The sequence below is a fragment of the Tritonibacter multivorans genome (assembly GCF_001458415.1).
Classification (GTDB): Bacteria; Pseudomonadota; Alphaproteobacteria; order Rhodobacterales; family Rhodobacteraceae; genus Epibacterium; species Epibacterium multivorans.
In genome coordinates this window covers 1-21,649 of sequence record NZ_CYSD01000015.1, presented here as the reverse complement: position 1 = coordinate 21,649, position 21,649 = coordinate 1, and the positions used below count along the sequence as shown (strand labels likewise).

20 protein-coding genes are annotated in these 21,649 nt (G+C 58.8%); 11 read left to right on the top strand and 9 right to left on the bottom strand.

Features of this window, described 5'->3' with window-relative positions:
* Positions 1-11: 11 nt before the first annotated feature.
* Positions 12-3,374: a carbamoyl-phosphate synthase large subunit gene (gene carB / locus TRM7557_RS05195; protein ID WP_058289166.1), complete on the top strand. Its 3,363-nt coding sequence runs from the start codon at positions 12-14 to the stop codon at positions 3,372-3,374.
* A gap of 451 nt (positions 3,375-3,825) precedes the next feature.
* Here the strand turns inward: carB and TRM7557_RS05190 are convergent, their stop codons facing one another.
* Both TRM7557_RS05190 and TRM7557_RS05185 read right to left on the bottom strand, forming a co-directional pair.
* The gene (locus tag TRM7557_RS05190) at positions 3,826-6,882 is read right to left on the bottom strand and encodes an efflux RND transporter permease subunit (RefSeq protein ID WP_058289165.1); all 3,057 of its coding nucleotides are present in this window, start codon (positions 6,880-6,882) and stop codon (positions 3,826-3,828) included.
* Positions 6,883-6,892: 10 nt separating this feature from the next.
* Positions 6,893-7,954, bottom strand: a complete 1,062-nt coding sequence (locus TRM7557_RS05185; protein ID WP_058289164.1) for an efflux RND transporter periplasmic adaptor subunit — start codon at positions 7,952-7,954, stop codon at positions 6,893-6,895.
* 573 nt (positions 7,955-8,527) lie between these two features.
* On the opposite strand from TRM7557_RS05185, the gene TRM7557_RS05175 reads away from it, so the two are divergent.
* Entirely contained in the window at positions 8,528-9,652 is a 1,125-nt protein-coding gene (locus tag TRM7557_RS05175; RefSeq protein ID WP_058289162.1) for a beta-ketoacyl-ACP synthase III, read from the top strand.
* Positions 9,653-10,032: 380 nt separating this feature from the next.
* Here the strand turns inward: TRM7557_RS05175 and arsH are convergent, their stop codons facing one another.
* Positions 10,033-10,767 carry an arsenical resistance protein ArsH gene (gene arsH, locus TRM7557_RS05170; protein WP_058289244.1) on the bottom strand — a complete coding sequence of 245 codons (735 nt, stop codon included), beginning with the start codon at positions 10,765-10,767 and terminating at the stop codon, positions 10,033-10,035.
* Between the two features lie 22 nt (positions 10,768-10,789).
* Positions 10,790-11,251 carry a hypothetical protein gene (locus tag TRM7557_RS05165; protein ID WP_058289161.1) on the bottom strand — a complete coding sequence of 154 codons (462 nt, stop codon included), beginning with the start codon at positions 11,249-11,251 and terminating at the stop codon, positions 10,790-10,792.
* A 535-nt stretch (positions 11,252-11,786) separates the two neighbouring features.
* Between TRM7557_RS05165 and TRM7557_RS05160 the strand changes: the two genes are divergently transcribed.
* Positions 11,787-12,377, top strand: coding sequence for a thymidine kinase (locus TRM7557_RS05160; protein WP_058289160.1), 591 nt, complete (start codon positions 11,787-11,789; stop codon positions 12,375-12,377).
* A 314-nt stretch (positions 12,378-12,691) separates the two neighbouring features.
* Positions 12,692-13,324, top strand: a complete 633-nt coding sequence (locus TRM7557_RS05155; RefSeq protein WP_058289159.1) for a tyrosine-type recombinase/integrase — start codon at positions 12,692-12,694, stop codon at positions 13,322-13,324.
* A gap of 115 nt (positions 13,325-13,439) precedes the next feature.
* Here TRM7557_RS05155 and TRM7557_RS05150 read toward each other — a convergent pair whose 3' ends face one another.
* Complete coding sequence (locus tag TRM7557_RS05150; protein ID WP_058289158.1) at positions 13,440-14,120, bottom strand: hypothetical protein; 681 nt, start codon at positions 14,118-14,120, stop codon at positions 13,440-13,442.
* Positions 14,121-14,275: 155 nt separating this feature from the next.
* The gene (locus tag TRM7557_RS05145) at positions 14,276-14,482 is read right to left on the bottom strand and encodes a cold-shock protein (RefSeq protein WP_058289157.1); all 207 of its coding nucleotides are present in this window, start codon (positions 14,480-14,482) and stop codon (positions 14,276-14,278) included.
* Between the two features lie 256 nt (positions 14,483-14,738).
* Between TRM7557_RS05145 and TRM7557_RS20350 the strand changes: the two genes are divergently transcribed.
* Entirely contained in the window at positions 14,739-14,873 is a 135-nt protein-coding gene (locus tag TRM7557_RS20350; RefSeq protein WP_268873708.1) for a hypothetical protein, read from the top strand.
* Positions 14,874-14,920: 47 nt separating this feature from the next.
* Here TRM7557_RS20350 and TRM7557_RS05140 read toward each other — a convergent pair whose 3' ends face one another.
* Positions 14,921-15,157: a hypothetical protein gene (locus tag TRM7557_RS05140; protein WP_058289156.1), complete on the bottom strand. Its 237-nt coding sequence runs from the start codon at positions 15,155-15,157 to the stop codon at positions 14,921-14,923.
* Positions 15,158-15,306: 149 nt separating this feature from the next.
* Here TRM7557_RS05140 and TRM7557_RS05135 point away from each other — a divergent pair, with 149 nt between their 5' ends.
* Positions 15,307-16,038 (top strand): Crp/Fnr family transcriptional regulator, encoded by a 732-nt coding sequence (locus tag TRM7557_RS05135; RefSeq protein ID WP_058289155.1) that lies wholly within the window; start codon positions 15,307-15,309, stop codon positions 16,036-16,038.
* A gap of 388 nt (positions 16,039-16,426) precedes the next feature.
* Here the strand turns inward: TRM7557_RS05135 and TRM7557_RS05130 are convergent, their stop codons facing one another.
* On the bottom strand, positions 16,427-16,843 hold the full coding sequence (locus TRM7557_RS05130) for a hypothetical protein (protein WP_058289154.1): 417 nt from the start codon (positions 16,841-16,843) through the stop codon (positions 16,427-16,429).
* Between the two features lie 338 nt (positions 16,844-17,181).
* On the opposite strand from TRM7557_RS05130, the gene TRM7557_RS05125 reads away from it, so the two are divergent.
* The 5 genes from TRM7557_RS05125 to TRM7557_RS19720 are packed head-to-tail and all read left to right on the top strand — an operon-like array spanning position 17,182 to position 21,221.
* A complete protein-coding gene (locus TRM7557_RS05125) occupies positions 17,182-17,535 on the top strand; it encodes a hypothetical protein (protein WP_058289153.1) in 354 nt (117 codons plus the stop codon).
* On the top strand, positions 17,525-18,358 hold the full coding sequence (locus TRM7557_RS05120; protein WP_074941974.1) for a hypothetical protein: 834 nt from the start codon (positions 17,525-17,527) through the stop codon (positions 18,356-18,358). Before TRM7557_RS05125 ends, TRM7557_RS05120 begins: the two co-directional genes overlap by 11 nt.
* Positions 18,307-19,647 (top strand): DUF1611 domain-containing protein, encoded by a 1,341-nt coding sequence (locus TRM7557_RS05115; protein ID WP_235811397.1) that lies wholly within the window; start codon positions 18,307-18,309, stop codon positions 19,645-19,647. The genes TRM7557_RS05120 and TRM7557_RS05115 overlap by 52 nt, the downstream gene beginning before the upstream one ends.
* The gene (locus TRM7557_RS05110; RefSeq protein WP_058289151.1) at positions 19,644-20,765 is read left to right on the top strand and encodes an alanine/ornithine racemase family PLP-dependent enzyme; all 1,122 of its coding nucleotides are present in this window, start codon (positions 19,644-19,646) and stop codon (positions 20,763-20,765) included. The genes TRM7557_RS05115 and TRM7557_RS05110 overlap by 4 nt, the downstream gene beginning before the upstream one ends.
* 15 nt (positions 20,766-20,780) lie before the next feature.
* Complete coding sequence (locus tag TRM7557_RS19720) at positions 20,781-21,221, top strand: transglutaminase-like domain-containing protein (protein ID WP_083401113.1); 441 nt, start codon at positions 20,781-20,783, stop codon at positions 21,219-21,221.
* Here the strand turns inward: TRM7557_RS19720 and TRM7557_RS20150 are convergent.
* Positions 21,215-21,649: hypothetical protein (locus TRM7557_RS20150; RefSeq protein WP_207382623.1), on the bottom strand; the 435-nt coding region annotated here is incomplete at its 5' end. The two genes, TRM7557_RS19720 and TRM7557_RS20150, sit on opposite strands and share 7 nt — an antisense overlap.

Genomic DNA, 21,649 nt, shown 5'->3' with positions numbered 1-21,649 from the left:
GGAAGCCTGACATGCCGAAGAGAACCGATATCAAATCGATTATGATTATTGGGGCGGGGCCCATCGTGATCGGGCAGGCCTGCGAGTTTGACTACTCCGGGGCACAGGCCTGTAAAGCGCTGCGCGAAGAAGGATACCGCGTTATCCTCGTGAACTCCAACCCGGCGACGATCATGACCGATCCGGGCCTTGCGGACGCGACATATATTGAGCCGATCACCCCCGAGGTTGTCGCCAAGATCATCGAAAAAGAACGCCCCGACGCGCTCTTGCCGACCATGGGCGGTCAGACCGGCCTGAACACCTCTCTCGCACTCGAAGAGATGGGCGTGCTGGAAAAATTCGGCGTTGAGATGATCGGCGCAAAACGCGAAGCCATTGAAATGGCGGAAGATCGCAAACTGTTCCGCGAAGCGATGGATCGTCTGGGCCTTGAAAACCCGCGCGCCACCATCGTGACTGCACCGACCCGCGAAAACGGCTCTGCCGATCTGGACGCAGGTGTAAACATCGCGCTGGAAGCGCTCGAAGACATCGGCCTGCCCGCCATTATCCGCCCCGCCTTTACCCTTGGCGGCACCGGCGGTGGCGTGGCTTACAACCGCGAAGACTACATCCACTTCTGCCGCACCGGCATGGATGCCTCGCCGGTTAACCAGATCCTCGTCGACGAGAGCCTCTTGGGCTGGAAAGAATACGAGATGGAAGTGGTCCGCGACAAAGCGGACAATGCGATCATCGTCTGTTCCATTGAAAACGTCGACCCGATGGGCGTGCACACCGGTGATTCGATCACCGTGGCCCCTGCCCTGACCCTGACCGACAAAGAATACCAGATGATGCGCACCGCCTCGATTGCGGTTCTGCGCGAGATCGGTGTGGAAACCGGCGGCTCCAACGTGCAGTGGGCGATGAACCCCGACGATGGCCGTATGGTTGTGATCGAAATGAACCCGCGTGTGTCGCGCTCTTCCGCGCTGGCATCGAAAGCGACCGGTTTCCCGATTGCCAAGATCGCGGCGAAACTGGCGGTTGGCTTCACACTGGACGAGCTGGACAACGACATCACCGGCGTGACACCGGCATCGTTCGAACCCACAATCGACTATGTCGTCACCAAGATCCCGAAATTCGCCTTTGAGAAATTCCCAGGGAGCGAGCCTTACCTGACCACCGCGATGAAGTCCGTGGGTGAAACCATGGCCATCGGCCGCACCATCCACGAAAGCCTGCAAAAAGCGCTGGCGTCGATGGAATCCGGCCTTACCGGTTTTGACGAGGTCGAGATCCCCGGTGTGACCGCAGGCCTGTGGGAAAGCGTTGGTGGCGAAGACAAAGCCGCCGTGATCAAAGCGATCAGCCAGCAGACCCCGGACCGCATGCGCACCATCGCGCAAGCCATGCGTCACGGTCTGTCGGACGACGAAATCCACGGCGTCACCAAATTTGACCCCTGGTTCCTGTCCCGCATCCGCGAAATCGTGGAGGCCGAACGTGACGTCCGCAAAGACGGCCTGCCGGTTCGCGAAGGCGAACTGCGCGCGCTGAAAATGCTGGGCTTTACCGATGCCCGCCTTGGCGCTCTGACCGGTCGTGAAGAAGGCAACGTCCGCCGTGCCCGCCAGAACCTTGGCGTGCGCGCGGTGTTCAAACGCATTGACACCTGCGCTGCCGAGTTTGAGGCGCAGACCCCCTATATGTACTCCACCTACGAGACCCCGATGATGGGTGAAGTGGAATGCGAGGCACGCCCGTCGGATCGCAAAAAGGTTGTCATCCTGGGGGGTGGCCCAAACCGCATCGGTCAGGGGATCGAGTTCGACTACTGCTGCTGTCACGCCTGTTACGCGCTGACCGACGCGGGTTACGAGACGATCATGATCAACTGTAACCCCGAAACCGTGTCGACCGATTATGACACCTCGGACCGCCTGTATTTTGAGCCGCTGACGTTTGAACACGTGATGGAGATCCTGACCACCGAACAGGAAAACGGCACGCTGCACGGTGTGATCGTTCAGTTCGGCGGCCAGACCCCGCTGAAACTGGCCAACGCGCTGGAGGCCGAAGGTATCCCGATCCTCGGCACCACCCCGGACGCGATTGACCTGGCCGAAGACCGCGAGCGTTTTCAGGCGCTGGTCAACGATCTGGGTCTGACGCAGCCGAAGAACGGCATTGCCTCCACCGACGAGCAGGCGCTGAAAATCGCCGAGGAGATCGGCTTCCCGCTGGTCATTCGCCCGTCCTACGTTCTGGGTGGCCGCGCGATGGAAATCGTCCGCGACATGGACCAGCTGCGCCGTTACATCAACGAGGCGGTTGTTGTGTCCGGCGACAGCCCCGTCCTGCTGGACAGCTACCTGTCTGGTGCGGTGGAACTGGATGTGGATGCGCTGTGCGACGGCAATGAAGTCCATGTGGCAGGCATTATGCAGCACATTGAAGAAGCGGGCGTCCACTCCGGTGACTCCGCCTGCTCGCTGCCGCCCTATTCGCTGTCCAAAGACGTGATCGACCGCATCAAGGTGCAGGCCCATGCGCTGGCCAAGGCGCTGAATGTGGTGGGTCTGATGAACGTGCAGTTCGCGATCAAGGATGACGAAATCTACCTGATCGAGGTCAACCCGCGTGCGTCGCGTACCGTGCCCTTTGTCGCCAAAGCCACCGACAGTGCAATCGCATCGATCGCCGCCCGTGTCATGGCCGGCGAGCCGCTGTCGAACTTCCCGACACGCCCGCCTTACGGCGAGGACGCGGGCTATGACGTCAACACGCCGATGGCCGACCCGATGACGCTGGCGGACCCGGATATGCCCTGGTTCTCGGTCAAGGAAGCCGTGCTGCCCTTTGCCCGCTTCCCGGGTGTGGACACCATCCTTGGCCCGGAAATGCGTTCCACCGGTGAAGTCATGGGCTGGGACCGCTCCTTCGCCCGTGCCTTCCTGAAGGCGCAGATGGGCGCAGGCATGGTGCTGCCGTCGGAAGGCACCGCGTTTATTACCATCAAGGACGCGGATAAAACCGCCGATATGCTGGACGCGGCCAAGATCCTGACCGAGCAGGGCTTCAAACTGATCGCAACCCGCGGCACCCAGGCCTGGCTTGACGGTCAGGGCGTGGAATGCGGCGTTGTCAACAAGGTCTATGAAGGCCGCCCGAACGTGGTCGACCTGCTGAAGGATGGCGGCGTGCAGCTGTTGATGAACACCACCGAAGGCGCACAAGCGGTTGAGGACAGCAAGCCGATGCGTGAAGTGGCGCTCTATGACAAGATCCCCTACTTCACCACCGCAGCTGGCGCTCATGCTGCCGCCCGCGCAATCAAAGCGCAGGCTGAAGGCGAAGTGGAAGTAAAAAGCCTGCAAGGGTGAGCTTCGTCTTGGAGACCCTCTGGGAGAGGACCTCAGAAGCGAACGGACGGAGCGCTTAAGCGCTTCCATCGTGTCGAAGGAAAGAAACGCCCCCTTTTGGGGGCGTTTTTCTTTGCGACAGCAAAGCGGTTTCGGATCGCTTCGCGATCCGACCGGGGCTGGGGCCGCGCGGGCCAAAGGCCCGCGCGGCCCCAGCCCTTCCCCCCGGAAGGCGCAAATGAAAGGAACTTTCATTTGCTTGCCTGCACAACAGCGGCAAAACTGGAGGTGTCTCATTTCCGGAGCCTGACATGACCCGAATTGCCCTCTTCCTTGCACTTCTGACCCTTGCCGCCTGTGACGTGCCTTTGGTGCCTTTGATCTGACCCCAAATGGACAGATACAGCGGACACATAAAAAGCCCCGGGAATGTCCCGGGGCTTTTTTGGTTGTCACAAGCTTCTAGGCAGGCTTAGGCGGCTGCCACGGCAGCCTTCTGCTCGCGACGTTCCACGCCGCGGAAGAAGATCAGGTAGAACACCGGCGCAGCCACCATGGTCAGCACTGTGGCAAACGCCAGACCGCCCATGATCGTCACCGCCATGGAGACAAAGAACGCATCCCCCATCAGCGGCGCCATACCAAGGATCGTGGTCACCGCCGCAAGCATCACCGGACGCAGACGCGACACAGAGGCCTTCACAATGCTGTCGCGCAGGGGCAGCCCCTCGTCGCGGCGGACAATGTCGATCTCTTCCACCAGAACAATGCCGTTCTTGATCAGCATGCCAGACAGGCTCAGCAAACCCAGAAGGGCAGTAAAGGTGAAGGGCAGGCCTGTGCCCATCAGACCGATGACCACACCGTTCACACTCATCGGCACCAAAAGCCAGATGATGATCGGCTGACGGATCGCATTGAACAGCAGCACCGAGATCAGCACCATGATCAACAGCGACAGCGGCAACTGCTTGCCCAGAGAGGCGTTGGCATTGGCAGAGTTCTCATGCTCGCCGCCCCACTCCATCTGATAGCCCACAGGCACGTCAATCGCCTCAATGGCGCTGTTGACCTCGTTCCAGACCGTGGCTGCCGTGACATCTGCGGTCACATCCGCCCCCACGGTGATGGTGTAGACGCGCTCGCGACGGTGCACGAGGGTGTTTTCCACCTCGTACCCCATGCCATCAATCATCTGCTCCACCGGAACAAACGACCCCGCCGCAGAGGAGAACACCACCTGGTTCATCAGGTTGAATTCACCATTGTGCGGCTGGCGCATGACAATCGGGATCAGCCGTTCGCGTTCGCGGAACACGCCCGTCGTCAGACCATTGGTGGCAAACTCCATCGCGTTGGAAATGTCCTCGCGGGTGACGCCGGCGGTCTGAGCGCGGTCGGTTGCATAGATCGGCTTCAGCACCAGTTCCTGTTCGCGCCAATCCTGACGGATGTTCAGCACATTGTCTGATGCCCCATCCAGCGCAACCATGGCCTGTTCTGCCAGCGCGCGCAGCACTGCAGGATCCGGACCCGAGAACCGCGCCTCGATCGGCGCGCCGCCACCGGGACCAAAGACCAGACGCTCGGTGCGGAACTCCCCTTCGGGGAACTGTGCGCGGCCAAAGGCGTCCAGATCCGCCCGCAGGGGCGGGATCGCGTCAATGTCTTCGGTGCGGATGATCAGGTGCCCATAGCTGGGATTGGCCTGTTCCGCGGCATAGGTCAGCATGAACCGCGTCGCGCCCTGGCCGACAAAGGTCGCCACCGACACCACATCCTCGCGCTGCTCCAGCCAGTCCTCAAACACCTTCATATGATCCGACGTGGTCTCGATCGAGGTGCCCTGCGGCAGTTTGAAATGCACGAAGAACAACGGCGTGTTGGAGTTGGGGAAGAACTGCTGTTTCAGCATGCCAAAGCCCGCAAAACAGACAACCGTCACCGCAACCAGGCCGGCCACCACCAGCCAGCGCAGCTTCAGCGCCGCCCGCAAAACGGTGCCATAGACCCGGAACAGCATCGAGTTATAAGCCTCGTCGCTGTCGCCATCGCCCTGCTTGAAGAAGTAATGCCCCAGAAGCGGCGTCACAGTCAGGGCCAGAAGCCAGGACAGCAGAAGCGAAATGCCGATCACCGCAAAGAGCGAGAACAGGAATTCGCCGGTTGCATCCGGGCTGAGACCAATACCGGCAAAGGCCATAATGCCAATGACGGTCGCCCCCAAGAGCGGGATCTGCGTTTTGCCCGAGGCTTCGGTTGCAGCATCGCGCGAATTTTTGCCCCGGTGCATGGCGATCTGCATGCCTTCGGCAACAACAATTGCGTTGTCCACGAGCATGCCCATCGCAATGATCAGCGCGCCCAGCGAAATGCGCTCCATCTCGATCGAGAACAGCGCCATGAACAGCAGCGTGCCAACCACGGTCAACAGCAGGGTCACCCCCACCACCACAGCCGCGCGCCAGCCCATGAAGATCGCCAGAACCACGATCACAATGGCCACAGATGCGGCCAGGTTCACCAGGAAGTTGTTCGAGGCCTCTTCGACCACAAGGTGCTGCTGGTAGATCGGGTGCAGCTCCACGCCATAGGGGATCTGGCTGTCCAGCTCCGCCAGTTTGGCATCCACCCGGTGGCCCACATCGACAATGTTTTCATTGGCAACGCCCGACACGCCCAGCGTGAACGCCTCTTCGCCCTGATAGCGAATGAACAGCGACGGGTCGACTTCGCGGCCGCGGGTCACATTGGCAACGTCGATCACATTGATCGTCTCACCTTGCGACCCCACCGTCAGACCTGCGATTTCCGACACGGAGTCAGAGCCTTCCGGCGTCTGAATGCGGGTCTTCAGCGGCCCAGCCTGCAACTCACCCGCAGGCGTCACAGAGTTCGAAGTCGCAATCGCATTGGCAATCGTCTGCACCGACATATTCAGATTGGTGGTCAGTGCCATATCCGGTTCGACATAGATCGTCTCGTTCGGAACACCGGACACATCCACATCCGCCACACCGCTGACGGTTAGCAATTCACGCCGCAGATAGGTCGACAGCTCGTATTTTTCGGCATCCGAGAAACCGGGCGTGGTCACCGCATAGAAGATGCCAAACACATCGCCGAAACTGTCATTGACCATCGGCTGGGTTGCGCCAGAAGGCAGCCCTCGCGCCGCATCCCTGACCCGCGCGCGCAGCTTGGTCCAGATTTCCGGCAGCTCATTGCCGTCATAGGTGTCTTTGAATTCCACATTGATGCGCGAGAACCCAGGCCGGTTGGTCGAGGTAATCGTATCCACCTCTTCCATCTTCTGGATGGCGCTTTCCAGGGGCTCAGAGACCTCCAGCGCCACCTGTTCGGCTGTGGCACCGGGGTATTGTGTAATGACGATCACCTCTTTGATGGTGAAGGCCGGGTCTTCCAGACGCCCCAGCGTCATAAAGCCCCAGATCCCCCCGAACAGGGCGATCAGCATGATCAGCCACGTATAAAGGGGCCGTTCGATAGAACCGCGTGCAATATCCATCAGGGCCGCCTCAGTTCGTGAAGCCGGTGAACCGGCGCACGGTTTCACCATCGGTCATGGCCGCACCACCTGTGGCGACAACCTCTTGGCCCGCGTCAAGGCCGCTGGTGACATAGAAGCTGCCGAACTGGTTGGGCTCGATCTCGACCGCGGTCCAGGTGACAGTTCCTTCTTCCGCGCCGGTGGGCGCAAAGATCATGACGCCTGCTTCGCCGGCCGCATTGGGCACAATGGCCGTTGCCGGCAAAGAGATGTGTTTCAGACCAGTGTCGACCTTGACCTTTACGGTGGTCGAGGCCCCCGGCAGGATCTGACGATCATCCGGCGGATCCATTTTCAGGGTCACGCGGTAGGTCTGCCCCACTGCCGATGCCTCGGCCGCGTATTCGAGGATCTCAACCGGGTATTCCTTGGCGGAGCCGGGGAATTGAGCCGTCAGCGTCAGCTCATCATCTTCGCCCGCGCGCTGAAACAGCACCTCGGGAACATCGATTTCAATGTGCAGCTCGCTCATATCGTGAAGACGTGCAATCGGTGCCCCGGCCGCCACGGTGGAATACAAGGCCGTCTCGCGGCGCGCGACCAGTGCATTGAAGGGAGAATTCAGGGTCGCATGGGCCAGATCGGTCTGCGCATTGCGCAGCGCCACATCTGCCAGTTTGGCTTCGGTCTCCGCGTCGTCAATCGCCACCTGGCTGACGGTGCCTGCAAGCTTTTCGTTCCGGGCCTTGGTGCGATCGGCCTGTTCCTTGCGCAGCTGCGCCTGCTCCAGTTGCAGATCGAACCGCTCCAGATCCAGTTCCGCGATCAGCGCGCCTTCGGGGATCAGCTGGCCTTCGTTCACCGGCAGCTTGAACACCTGACCGCCAACCTGAAAGGCCAGATCCACGGTTTCCTTTGCCGCCACCTGCCCAAAGAACTGGCGCTCCATCACGGTGCGCCCGCCATCAGCGGTCATCAGCTTGGCTGCTTTGGGCGGCTTCGGAGCGCTGTCTGCCTCCTGCGCCCAAAGGGCTGCAGGCAACAGGGTCGCCACGGTCGCCAGTATCGAAACGATCGGCTTCAATGTCATTCTCGTTCTCCATGTCGGGTTCGGGCACGTCCGACCCCGATCTTATTGTGGCCATGTGAAGTTTTCGCGCCCCCCAAAAGCCATGACACCGCAAAAGCGGCGCGATTGACCAAAGGGCAAGCTCTCAAACCTCATAAAACAGCCTCTTGGCTGTTTCGACAAGCGTCTGCGCCGTCACCCGCCCGGGCGGCATATATTGTAGAGTGGGCATTCCCAGCCATCTGGTCGCAGCGACCACAAAAACGGCACTGGGTTTCCCCGTCCCTGACCTTTGCCGCAGAATCACGTCGCAGGCAGAAAAAAACCGCGCCTGTGTCCTGCTGCTGTGGCTGTTGCCAACGACCCCATCCAGCCGTTTGCCCGCCTCAGACATCGAAATGCCCGCCAGAGTTGATTTAACCTTATCGCCATAATTGGACCTAAGGTCATGTCCCGCAACCCAAATAGTCCAACTCACAAAATAGTAAAGCCCCCTCGCCCCAACTGCCGTAAGGGCATGAGCCCCCCTCCCCTTGACCTTCTCTGCGCAAAACGCCCTTATATGCGGCACTTCCGAAAACTTGGGACGCTATCATGTACACAGCTGCCATCACCGGCACCGGGGTCTACACCCCTTCCGAAAGCATCACCAACGCAGAGCTTGTTGCCGCGTTCAACGCCTATGTGGACCGCGAAAACGAAGCCCACGCCGCGGCCATTGCAGCAGGTGAGCGCACGGCCCTGCAATATTCCTCGGAGGAGTTCATCCTCAAGGCCTCCGGCATTGAAAGCCGCTATGTCATGGACAAAGCCGGCGTGCTGGACCCTGCTGTGATGCACCCGCAACTGCGTCAGCGCAGCGATGACGAGCCGGGCATTATGGCCGAAATGGCCGTGGATGCCGCGAAAAAAGCACTGGCTCAGGCGGGAAAGTCCGCCGAAGACGTCGATCTGGTGATCTGTGCCGCGTCGAACATGGAACGGGCCTACCCGGCGATTGCCGTGGAAATCCAGCAACTTCTGGGCATCAAAGGGTTTGCCTTTGACATGAACGTCGCCTGTTCTTCGGCGACCTTTGGCATTCAGGCCGCCGCCGATATGATCCGCGCAGGCTCGGCCAAAGCGGCCCTTGTGGTGAACCCAGAGATCTGTTCGGGCCATCTGGAATGGCGCGACCGCGACTGCCACTTCATCTTTGGCGATGTGGCCACCGCCACATTGATCGAACGCAAGGAAGACGCCAAAGGCGCGCATTTCGAAGTCCTCTCGACCCGCTGCGCAACCGAATTTTCCAACAATATCCGCAACAACAACGGCTTCCTGCGCCGCTCGCGCCCCGATGGCGTCTCAGACCGCCGCGACATGCAGTTCATGCAGAACGGCCGCAAAGTGTTCAAAGAGGTGCTGCCCATGGTCAGCCAGCACATCACCAACCATATGATGGACGAAGGTCTTCAAGCGGATGAACTGAAACGCCTCTGGCTGCATCAGGCCAATAAGTCGATGAACGACTTTATTGGCAAAAAAGTTCTGGGCCGCACGCCCGAGCCCGCAGAGCAGCCAAATATCCTGCAGCACTACGCCAATACCTCCTCGGCCGGGTCGATCATTGCCTTCTCGCAGTACAGCGACGACCTGAGCGACGGAGACCTTGGCCTGATCTGTTCCTTTGGCGCAGGCTATTCCGTGGGCTCAGTCATTCTGCGCCGCTGCGCCTAACCGCCCAAAGACCACCCCTGGAAAAGCGCCGCAGACTGTGGCGCTTTTTGCTTTCCGAGCACAAACGCCCGGCAGCCCCCCGTCACCGCGTGGATCGGCAGGGCTCCGCCCGCGCCCCGCAAGCGACGACCCACGTCGCTTGCCGCTGCGCGGACCGGTTGGGCTCCGCCCGTTCGCACCTCAAACGACGCCCCACGTCGTTTGCCACGGCGTGGACCGGTGCGAACTTCATCTTTTTTCAAATATCCCCGCCGGAGGCATCCAACCGCGCCACAGGCGCACCCCTTGCGGCCCCAAACACCCAAGCAGCAACCGGCACAACACAAAAGGCAGGCCATCCCTGACCTGCCCTTTCAATTCACACATACCGTCCCAGCCGCTCAGCTTTTCTGAGACACCCGTTTGTGAACCTCTTCCACAGTCTCAACCCGTTCCGAGTAGCGATCCACCAGATACTCTTTGCGCCCACGCACCAGCCAGGTGAACTTTACCAACTCTTCCATCACATCAACCACGCGACGATAGAACGGGCCTTCGGGCAGACGGCCCTCCTTGTCGAACTCCAGCCAGGCTTTGGGGATCGAGCTTTGGTTCGGGATCGTCACCATCCGCATCCAGCGGCCCAGAATGCGCATCTGGTTGACCGCATTGAAGCTCTGCGAGCCGCCCGAGACCTGCATAATCGCCAGCGTCTTGCCCTGGGTCGGACGAATGCCGCCCTGTACCGACAGCGGCAGCCAATCGATCTGCAGCTTCATCAGACCGGTCATAGCCCCATGACGTTCCGGGCTGGACCAGACCATGCCCTCGGACCAGATCGCCAATTCGCGCAGCTCTTTGACCTTGGGGTGGCTGTCCGCGCCCGCATCATCCGGCAACGGCAGACCCGCCGGATCAAAGATGCGGGTTTCACAGCCCAAGGCACGCAGGATCCGTGCGGATTCCTCGGCGGCACGGCGGGAATAGCTCACATCGCGCAGGGACCCATAAAGCAGCAGAATACGCGGCGCATGGCGCGGATCGCCCGGGGCGACCAGCATATCGACGTCAATCGGCTGAAGCGCTTCGCTGACCACAGCCGGCAGTTCGCTCAGATCCGGTGTCTCAGCTGTCACCGAATTTGACCCAACCTCGCTTTCAGACACTGCCTTCCTCCAGATGGAGTTTCATATCCAGCAGCACCTGCTGCAACAGCACGGTTTCGCGCAGCAGACGCTTGGCTTCATTGACGGAGATAACACCGTCTTCGATCGCATCCTGATATTCGCTCATCAGCTGTGCAAACCGGCGGCTCAGCGCAATCACATCGCTGTTGACGCCACCAGACCGCGCCTCGCTGTCGGCGTTTTTGCCATTGTATGACAGGGTGATATTCTTGAGGTCGGCCAGGGCAGACGTCACATGAGGGTACGACGAGGCCCCTTCCAGACGGGCAACCGCATCCACAGGGATAAAGCGATCGGCATGTTCTGCATTGTCGGAATAATACCGCCCCAGGGTCGCTTTGGATTTCCCGGTGATCTTGCAAGCTGCTTCAATACCGACGTCCTTGACCAGGGCCTCGGTATGTTTCTTCAGATATGTCCCAATGTCTGCCATATGACCTTTTTACCTATTCCACTCGATTGGTGCCGCCGTTGCTACGGGCAGCGCCCAACGCGCAAGCAACCTTCTGTGCCGTCTCAGGCCGCCCCCACGTCGGAGTTTGCACCTTTTATCCATCCCCGGATCTTCGGGCCAGCCCCCTCAGACATCAACCAAGGGGAAGCGGGAAGGTTAATTCCCATTAACTCGCTTTATATTAAACGCAATTCTAAAACCAGACCCGGCGGTGAAAGTTGGCGTTCGTTATGTGTCGGAAGTGGTTTTCCGAGTGCATTCCGTTGGGTAATCCGGGCGTTTTGCGTTGGGTACAGTCCGGATCAGGCCCCTATTTGGGGCTGTGTTCCTCCCTGCTGGTCATGGCCGTGTGTCCCGGTTTTTCGGGTGGCTGCGACCGCAGGGAGTTTTTTCCTCACAAAGCTCAGCGCAGACGTGTGCAAACCTTGTGCACAGAGATCACAGCCCCCCCGCAGCCAGGATCGGTTGCATTTTTCCGGTTCCCAGAAATCGCCAGCATCGCTAAACCGCGCCTATGGCCAAGCTTTACTTCCACTACTCCACCATGAACGCCGGTAAATCGACGGTGCTGCTGCAGGCGTCGCACAACTACCGCGAAAACAATATGGACACCTATCTGCTGACCGCAGGCATTGACGACCGCGCCGGACAAGGGCGCATTGCCTCACGCATCGGCATCGACGCAGAGGCGGATGTGTTTCGCCCCGGCGACGATCTGCAGGTGAAAATCAAAGCACGTCTGGATCAGGGCCGGGTGGCGGCCGTGTTCATTGATGAGGCACAGTTCCTGACCAAAGATCAGGTCTGGCAGCTGGCCCGCGCAGTGGACGACCTGCGGGTGCCGGTGCTGTGTTACGGGCTGCGGGTGGATTTTCAGGGCAATCTGTTTGAAGGCTCCGCCGCGCTGCTGGCGCTGGCAGACGAGATGCGCGAAGTGCGCACCATCTGTCACTGCGGCAAGAAAGCCACCATGGTCGTGCGCATGGACGATCAGGGCCGCGTCTTGACCGAAGGCGATCAGGTCCAGATCGGCGGCAATGAAACCTATGTCTCGCTCTGCCGCTATCACTGGCGCGAGGCCATGGGCGACCTGCCCGACTGCTAACGGGATGAAAAAGGGGGCTATTGCGACGAAGGGTGAAATCCCGCCCCCCCCTGCGGCGCGGAGAATGGCAGCTTCGAGCCCACAGCGGAAGTAATGATTCCTCGCTGTGCGCGCACGCAGCACAGAAATTGCTGCGGGCACTTGGATTTTGGCGCGCGCAGGTGACGGTGAATCAGGCCATTCATTCGGGCTGCTATTAGTTTGGAGCACAAACATACAGGCGGCAGGTCAGATGCAATCAAGTTTGCGAGTAGCATTCCAACGTCAGCGTGGTGCTGATGCTTGGGTTAGGAGGGCGGCAAGGAGGGCAAATCATGCCACGAGTCCAACTTCCTGCTGTCACCCCGAAACGTAAAGCCTGGAACAAGGGGGGGATCATCGGCCAGAAGCGACCGCTGCTACCAAAACAGGTTTGGGCCATTCGAGCGCGACTGGAACTGGCGAACAACCTTCGCATTCTGGCGCTATTTAACGTTGCCATCGACAGCAAGCTACGTGGATGTGATCTGGTCAGGCTCTCTGTGGACGATCTGGTCAAAGAGCACCGCGTCCAAGAACGGGTTTCGGTCATTCAGAGCAAAACCAAGCGGCCTGTTCAGTTTGAACTAACGGAAAACACTAGGGAAACTGTCCTGGCTTGGGTCAAGTCACCCGGGATGTGGGCTTGCTCGTTCATGTTTTCCAGCCGTTTTCACAATCGCCCGCATATCTCAACCCGTCAGTATGGCCGGTTGGTGCACGATTGGGTGACGTCGATTGGTCTGGAACCAAGCGGATACGGAACGCCTTCGCTTCGCCGAACCAAAGCTGCTGAGATCTACCGGAAAACGGGTAACCTGCGCGCGGTTCAGCTTCTACTAGGACATACGAAGGTCGACAGCACGGTGCGCTACTTGGGAGTAGAACTCGAAGATGCTCTGAGTATCGCCGAAAAAATTGACCTTTAAGCATTAGGGTGAGCGGCTGATGCCGCTCGCCTTTGCCATACCGGACAAGATCAGTTCTGTTGAAGTGGCTACTAACTCTAAGTGGACAATCACCCTGACGGCTAACCCTAATGGCTTAAGTTGCGATACGGATGGCGGCGCAAAGTTCGGAGTGCATTATCCAGTTCACCGACTTTTCTTCATGGCCGGGATCACCGCAAAATCCAATCAGCGCTATTCCATCCAAACGCGTGGAACGCGCTTTGGACCCTGTCTCTGAGGACAGAAACCCAGCAATCATTCGACCCGCGCTCGCGAGCGCATTTTGGGCTGAGGCGGTGGATTTGTAGCTGCCTGCAGTCGCAACCCTCTCCTCTGTCAGCCCGTCTGCTGCCGCCAGCGATAACGCCATCATCATAGCGCGCTGCGGTTTTGTCAGGTCTACAGAGTTGAGCGCTTCAACGTATTCATCGGATGTCGGGACTTGAACACCTGTGCTCGGATCTGTCCTGCGACCCTCGCCCCTGCGGGTTTCACGGGCGTCGATGACGGAATACAATGAAGTGATTGCGGCCTCTTCAGTCTTACCGGTGGCCTCGGCAATCAGACCTCGCGCCCTTGTCGGCGGCTTTGGGAAGGCCCGGGCTGTGTATACGCCCGCGACATACCCGGACTTGATCTGATATCGGCCATATTCACCCACGCGGATCGCCATAGAAGCTTTCTTCGCGGGTTCCTTGGCCTTCGGTTTTTTCGACATACTCTTGAAGAGGTCACGCCCCGCATTTGTTCTGTTTGGCGCGGTGTAGTCTGGCATCCGGCTGGTCTCCTTCGATTGACATTACTTAGAGGCGGTTCGGCGGTTACCAATCCGGTCAAAAGAGCCGCGCGGCTCGGCAGCCGAGGAGAGCTATAAGAACAAATTGCCGTCTGGCGAAGGGGCGCCCCATAGGAGCGCCCCCTTAAAGAAGATCAGGCAAGCGCGATGTTGATTGCGCTTTCGCGGCCGTCACGACCAGACTCGATATCGAACGTTACTTTCTGATCGTCATTCAGAGAAGTCATGCCCGATTTCTCGAGTGCGGAGATATGCAAGAATACATCCTTGCCACCTGTGTCAGGTGCAATGAAGCCGAAGCCTTTGGTGGAGTTGAACCATTTCACTGTGCCATTGGCCATGTGAATTTTCCTTAGTTGATCGCTGCCCACGACATGCGGCAGCCCGGCTTCTCACAACAGTGTCTAGCGCTGTGAGCCGGTAAAGGAAAACAGGGGGTCGAATGGAGGTCAGTAGCAAACTCTATATGGGGACCGCGCGGGCGGGTTACAAGGTGCGGGCCATCTGTTTGCCGGTATTTCCTTTGCCAAGTGGGCTTCTATCCCCTAAAGATCACGAGCTGCTGGATACCCTGGCAGCCCGAAAAGGAATGCCAGAATGTCGTTCAACGACTTGGCGAAGCAAGAGGCCGCCGACAAAAAGGCCTCGCAAGAACAAGATACGAAACCTCAGACTGCAACCAAACGACCTCCTGAAGCAAAGACCGAGCCGACCAACCCCAAAACGGGTTGAGAGGCGATACATTTAAGCGTCTCTTATCCAGCGTAACAGGGGTGGCACTACGAGCGTCCTAAAAGGTTGCCGCCAAGGATGATCTCATTGATCAGCTTGGCGGTTTCCATGTGCAATTTCCGTTCTGTTTCCGGACCTTGGGCATTTTGGTGGGTGGCTGCTGCATCCCGGAGGATCCCCACAATCTCGCGTTCTGGCAGCAGATTGTGATCTTGCAAGGCAAGCAGGAGGGCCTCGCAAATGGATAAGGCTGCCATGCCTGCGGGGTCTTGTAAGTCTGACATCGGGCATTCCACTTTCGTTCGTTGTCCAACGACCGGGTTGGGCCGTGATCGTCACAACCTCACAAAGAATTTGGTATTTCGTACTGATCGAAAGCAGTCTCAGCACCAAAAGCTTCCGGGAATTTGCACCGGTTCGGGAGGGACCGACAATGAACATCAAGGCCAGTCCACTCACCCAAAAGCTCTCCGCGTTCGTTGCACTGTCGGAGATCGAACTGGCTGTTCTGGAGCGCTTGCATCAGCGGAGGAAATCCTTCTCTGTGGGGCGCGATCTGGTCCATCAGGGCCAGTCCGAGCAGACGGCTTACATTCTGGCGGCGGGTTGGGTCGTCTCTTACAAGATTCAGGCTGACGGGTCGCGGCAGATTGTTGATTTCCAGATACCGGGGGATTTCCTGGGGCTGCGCAGCGTGCTTTTGCACACCTCCGATCATGGGATCGAACCCATTGTCGAAATCGAGGCGGCGGAAGTGCTGGTAAGCGATCTTCTGCAAGCCTTCGCGGAGACACCCCGGCTGGCCACGGCCGTTCTCTGGGCTGTGTCGCGGGATGAGGCGATGGTGGTCGAGCATCTGGTTGGGCTGGGGCGGCGCGATGCGGATGCGCGCATGGCGCATTTCCTGCTGGAGCTTGGCGTGAGACTGTCGCTCGTCGGTATGGGAAGCAAGGAAGGTTATGCCTGTCCGCTCACCCAGTATCATCTGGCCGATGCGCTGGGGCTCAGCGCCATCCACGTCAACCGCGTCCTTCGAAAGCTCCGCGAAGCCGGGCTGGTCACGTTTCAAGGCGGGCATGTCACGTTCGATGACTATGAGGGGCTGGTCGCCTTGGCGGATTTCGATCCAGCCTATCTCGATCAGTCGCGGCCTTTGTTGCCGTGAAACGGCCGCCCTAGTCATGGGTGGCCCTGTCGTCTTTTCCCGGGCATCCCGACACTACATCAGGGCGCGGCTTGCTTGCTTTCGCTCGGTATGTGCCTCTTCGTCGTTTTCGGCGTCGTGGCCTTCTTAGGGCCCTCGGGTGCCTTGTCCCAGGCAGCCTTGACGGAGACCATGTAGTGCGCAGTCTGGTTTTCCGCAGTCTGATGTTCGGCACTCATTAAATAGCCCTTTCTTGGATAGCCCCCAAAAAATGAGGCGCGAAATACATGCAGTTCTACTTAGGAACTGCCTGTACCCTGCGCCTCTGAGCTACTCGGAAAAGACCACCAAACCTTTCGGTGGCCTGATTTGCCTATCCGCTTTCTTGGCATCTTTGCACTGACCTAGGTTAGCCTATCTGCGCCAGATAGAAGATCCACGCCATAACGACGGCTCCAACAAGGGCCGCCGTTGTCCAGGAGATTGGGAAGTTTGGAAAACGGTCGGCGCCTGTTTCGAGTGATTGCGGAATGCGCAGCGGCGCGCGCTTTGGCAGCAATAAAACCAGCTTTGCCGCTCTGTCCTCGCTCGCCAATGCCAGCGCTGGAATGTCGGTAACCGCTTCAAAGTGCTTTGTCAGTCGAACTTGCGCGTCCTCCCGAGCCAGACGTGCAAGCTCACGCGCCTCGGTCCATGGCTCAAGGTCAAGGCGCGCAAGCGCAGACAAAACCGTCACGGCGGCACCATTTCGGTCCTCCCCCACTTCCGCGAAGAGGAAGGCGTCGTAGTCACTGCCATCCGGATGGAGAACGTCTGAGGCGGACATGGGTTTCCTTTCGGCGTGAGGCTGAGGCGAAGACCTGCTGCCAAGCGTCTAAAGCCACGAAATGGCTTTCGCTTTCACCCTGACAGAAAATAACCGGGCGGGGGCTAACCTCGATCAGCATTGCGTCCCGAAGGTCCGGTTAGAGTGCATGCAACTGCGTTGCCGTACCGGCGCATCGCGACATACCTGATGGTTCGCAGACGCGGCAGAAATGCGGGTCAAACGACGATGCATATGACCACAAAAGAGGACCTCGAGCATGCCATCGCCTGTGATCGAGCTCTTTCTCAGACATCCAACAATAGCGAAGCGGCGCTTTCCCCGCAAAAGGACACGACATGACAACACCTGAATGGCTAAAACCCGGCATCTACGGCACGCTCCTTGGGGCAGCATTTGTCGGCATCGTTGGATTTTCCTGGGGCGGCTGGATGACCGGAGGCGGTGCGGAGGAGATGGCCAACAAGATGGCGCAAGAGGAAGTAATCGCGGCACTTGTACCCGTCTGCCTCGAAATGTACCGCACGGATAACGAGCGCATTGCAAAGCTGGCGACCATCCGCGAGGCATCGTCCTTCAAGCGGCGCGACGCTGTTATGGAAGCCGGCTGGGCGACGATGCCCGGATCAAATGGCCCGAACCGCGATCTGGCAAAGGCCTGCATCGAAGGTCTCGACCTTGATGAGTCGTGATGACCTAAAACTGTCGCCCGTTTCATCCAAGGACACCGTAGGTGTGCCCGCCACGATGTCTTGCACGGACGTCCTTGCGCGCGCCCTTGTCGCGTTCATCGCGATCGGATCGCCGTCTTTCGCCCAATCCCAGTCTGCCCCGATGCCCGCGAATGCGCAGCCCAAAAGTTATGGCGAGGGATGGGAGTGCAATCGCGGGTACCGGCTTGACGGAGAGGCCTGCCTGGCCATCATCATTCCGGAAAACGCCTATGCCACCAACCGGACCTATGGCGCAGGCTGGGAATGTCTACACGGGTTTCAGGAGGTCGATGACACGACGTGTCTTGAGGTCATTGTGCCCGATGGCGGATATCTCGACCCGTCGGGCAAGAGCTGGAGCTGCCTTCGTGGCTACATGCAGGTTGACGACCGCTGCCTAGAAATCGATTTGCCACCAAATGCTTACTTGGCCGACCGCGGCTATGGAGCGGCATGGCTGTGCAACCGTGGCTATGAGGTCGAAGGCGGCACTTGCGTCGCAATCGCCGTCCCAGAGAACGCCTTTCTGAATGGATCCGGATATGGGAAGCGCTGGACATGTGAGCGGGGCTATTACGAACGCGACGACACCTGTGAGGCTGTTGTTGTCCCGGAGAATGCCTATTTTGACGATGCAAGTTATGGTCAAGGCTGGAAATGCAATCGAGGCTTTGCAGAGACCGACAACGGCTGCACAGAGATCGATCTTCCCGACAATGCGCATCTCGACAGGTCTGGAAACGGCTGGGAGTGCCACAGGAATTTTCAGCGGTCACAGGGGCGATGTCTCCTGAACGACTAAGTTTCGTAATCAAAATTGAAACAAAACGCAGCCGGCCGACCGTTTCATGCGATCGGACCCGGGGCAACACGCTTGGTAAAGGAATGATCGTGGAAACGGACAATGTAGAAAAGTCGATGACGAGACTGTCAATCAGGGGGCCGCAAGCGCCACCCGACCTGTCTGCGCGCCATCGGGCTTACACCACCAATGAAGTGACAAAAGGGGTGCCGACAGCGGTTGTCTATTGCGAGGGGAACTTCGGGCAGACCGATGGCAAGACCGCAAACGGGCTTGTCCGTCACAGCCAAGCCTATCGCGTGCTTTCGGTCATAGACAGCGAACTTGAAGGGCGCGACAGCGGGCTGGTGCTTGACGATATCTGCAACCAGATCCCCATCGTGGAAGATCTTGAAGCTGCGGTGACGCGAGAGGTGAATATCCCCGACACCCTGATCTACGGCATGGCTCCGTCTACGGGCAAGTTATCCCTTTCAGATCGAGAGGTCGTGCTTGATGCAATCGCGCTTGGTATGAACATCGTCAGTGGGTTGCATGAATACCTAGGCGATGATCCCGAGATATCGATCGCAGCCAACGCAGCCAACGTGACGATCCGTGATATCCGCAAACCCCGACCAAGCAAGGATATGCGTCTGTTTGACGGAAGCGTGTCCGAGGTGAAGGCAATTCGCATTGCCGTGCTGGGAACGGATTGTGCAATCGGCAAGCGGACGACAGCGACCATTCTGGCCAGGGAACTGAACGCGTGTGGGATCAAGACCGTCCTCGTCGGCACTGGTCAAACCGGGCTTATGCAGGGCGCAAAATATGGGATCGCCATGGACGCGGTGCCTCCGCAGTTTTGCTGCGGGGAGCTTGAACGTGCAATCGTTGCGGCGTCTCGCGGCGACGAACCAGACGTCATCCTGATCGAAGGACAAGGCGCGCTCAGCCACCCGGCTTTTTGCACGTCGGCATTTATTCTACGCGGCAGCCAGCCCCATGCCGTTATTCTTCAACATGCGCCCAAGCGGGCCCACCGTTGCGACTTTCCTTCCATGCCGATGCCCGGGCCGAAAAGCGAAATCGCCCTGATTGAGGCTTTTGCTGACACACGGGTGATTGGTATCACACTCAATCACGAGGCAATGAAGGACGCCGAGGTCGATCGTGCAATCAACCGTCTTTCTCGCAGCCTCGGCATTCCGGTGACGGACGCGCTGACCCGGCCAGAAGTGCATCTGAGCGACATGGTCCTGGCCGCTTTTCCACAGTTGCGGCCGGTACCTCTCGTGGCTGCTGAATGACCTCGCCGCGTGTTGAAATCGATCTGGGCAAGATACGGGCAAACGCGCGGTATCTCATCCGTCGCCTGTTCGCCCGCGGAATCTCGGTCACAGGCGTGACCAAGGCCGTCTGCGGGCATCCTGACATCGCCGAGGCCATGTTGGACGGTGGCGTTGCGGGGCTTGCAGACGCACGCATCAAAAACGTCGTACGGATGCGAAAAGCAGGGATCACCTGCCCGATTTCAATGATCCGCGCGCCAATGGTGAGCGAGATGGAAGACGTCATCCAGTATTGTGACGCGAGCTACAATACGGAGATGGACACGATCCTGAAGCTTGGCGCAGCGGCCAAGCAACAGAGCACCTCGCACGATGTCATCTTGATGGTCGAAATGGGAGATATGCGCGAAGGTATTTTGCCAGAGGACCTTACCGACTTCGCCACTCGGGTCACAGCGACACCCGGTGTTGCTCTCAAAGGCATCGCTGCAAACTTTGCCTGCATGAGCGACTTGGCACCTATGGATGGTGACATGGTCAGGCTCTCGCGACTTGCCGCAGAAGTCGAACGAGGCTGTGGACCTTTTGTCGAGCTGGTGTCAGGGGGGGGCTCGGCCAATTTGCCATGGGCGCTTGGCGAAAGCTCCTCCGAGCGGGTCAACAACCTCCGACTGGGCGAGGCGATCCTATTGGGCACCGACCCCGTAACAGGGCATCCGATCTCTGGCCTTCATACTGATGCCTTTGCCCTTTTTGCCGAGGTGATCGAAACAAGGTTCAAACCAATCTCACTGTCGACCAGATCAATTGCTCCGGAGGTTGGGAGGCTTAAATCGGTTCGGAACAATGACCTCCGGGCCCGAACAATCCTTGCTGTCGGGCAGCAGGACACCAATGCAAGCGGCCTTACGTTTCCCTCAGGAGTTTTGTTCATCGGCGCGACCAGCGACCACACCGTTGTCGACACGGCCAAATCCACCGTGCCCGTTGGCTCCGAGATGAAAATGGGCATGACCTACAGCGCTCTCATGCGAGCGATGAGCGCCCCAGATGTCGCCAAGGTTGTTCATGGCAAGCAAAAGATGAACGGGAGTGGCAAGGAGCGCGAGGCCTACCCCTTCCTGACGCTGGTATGACGCCCAACTGATACGCTGTCGCTCCTGAAGGACGTCAGCAATGGCAGCACAGCGCAGATTGCATATCAGAGCCGCGAGTGCGAAGGCACGCAAGGACCACTCGAGACCCTCAACCGGGGCTACGGGTCGTGTCGCGACTTTGCGGCCCTCTATGCCGAGGCTATACGAACGCTGGGATTCGGGGCACGTCTGGTGTCCGGCTATCTTTACGACCCCAGTGATGACCGGCTCGGATCTGCTGGCTCGGGCTCTACGCATGCATGGGTTGAAGTCTTCGTTCCCGGGGCCGGTTGGATCCCGTTCGACCCAACGAACAGGTCAGTGGGGTCGGCCAACCTGATCCCGGTCGCCGTTGCGCGGAACATACCACAAGTCGCTCCGGTAACTGGCAGCTTTCAGGGAGAAGGTACCGATCTGCTTCCGATAGAGGTTGTTGTGCGTGTCGAGGATCAGTGATTACGTCTATAGGAACTGGACGTCCATTTGCCGACTATCATGCGGCGTTCGGACGGTTTGCACGGGTGCCCTTTTTGGCAGGGCAGCAGACCGCTTCGGCGAAAATGGTTGCAACGTGGCGAAACGTCTGTCGCAGATGCGAGCGGTTTCTGCGTCAGCAAAAGCCGCACCTGCAAAAGGCGGGTTTGTCCTGTGTGGATGGCGTCTGCTTTGCAAGAAAAAAATGCGTTGGTTGCGCGGTTGGTCAGTACAGTCCTGTGTCCGGCCTTTGGTCGCAGTGTTGGTATTTGCTGCTGGCCTTGATGGGTTCCGCAAACCTGTTCCCAATCGGCGACGCGAACCTGAGAGTTCAGGACAAAGCACGGGATTTCAGGTTTTCGGATGACCGCACGTGCCATCATGGCATTCGTCTTGCAATTCGTGTTTTC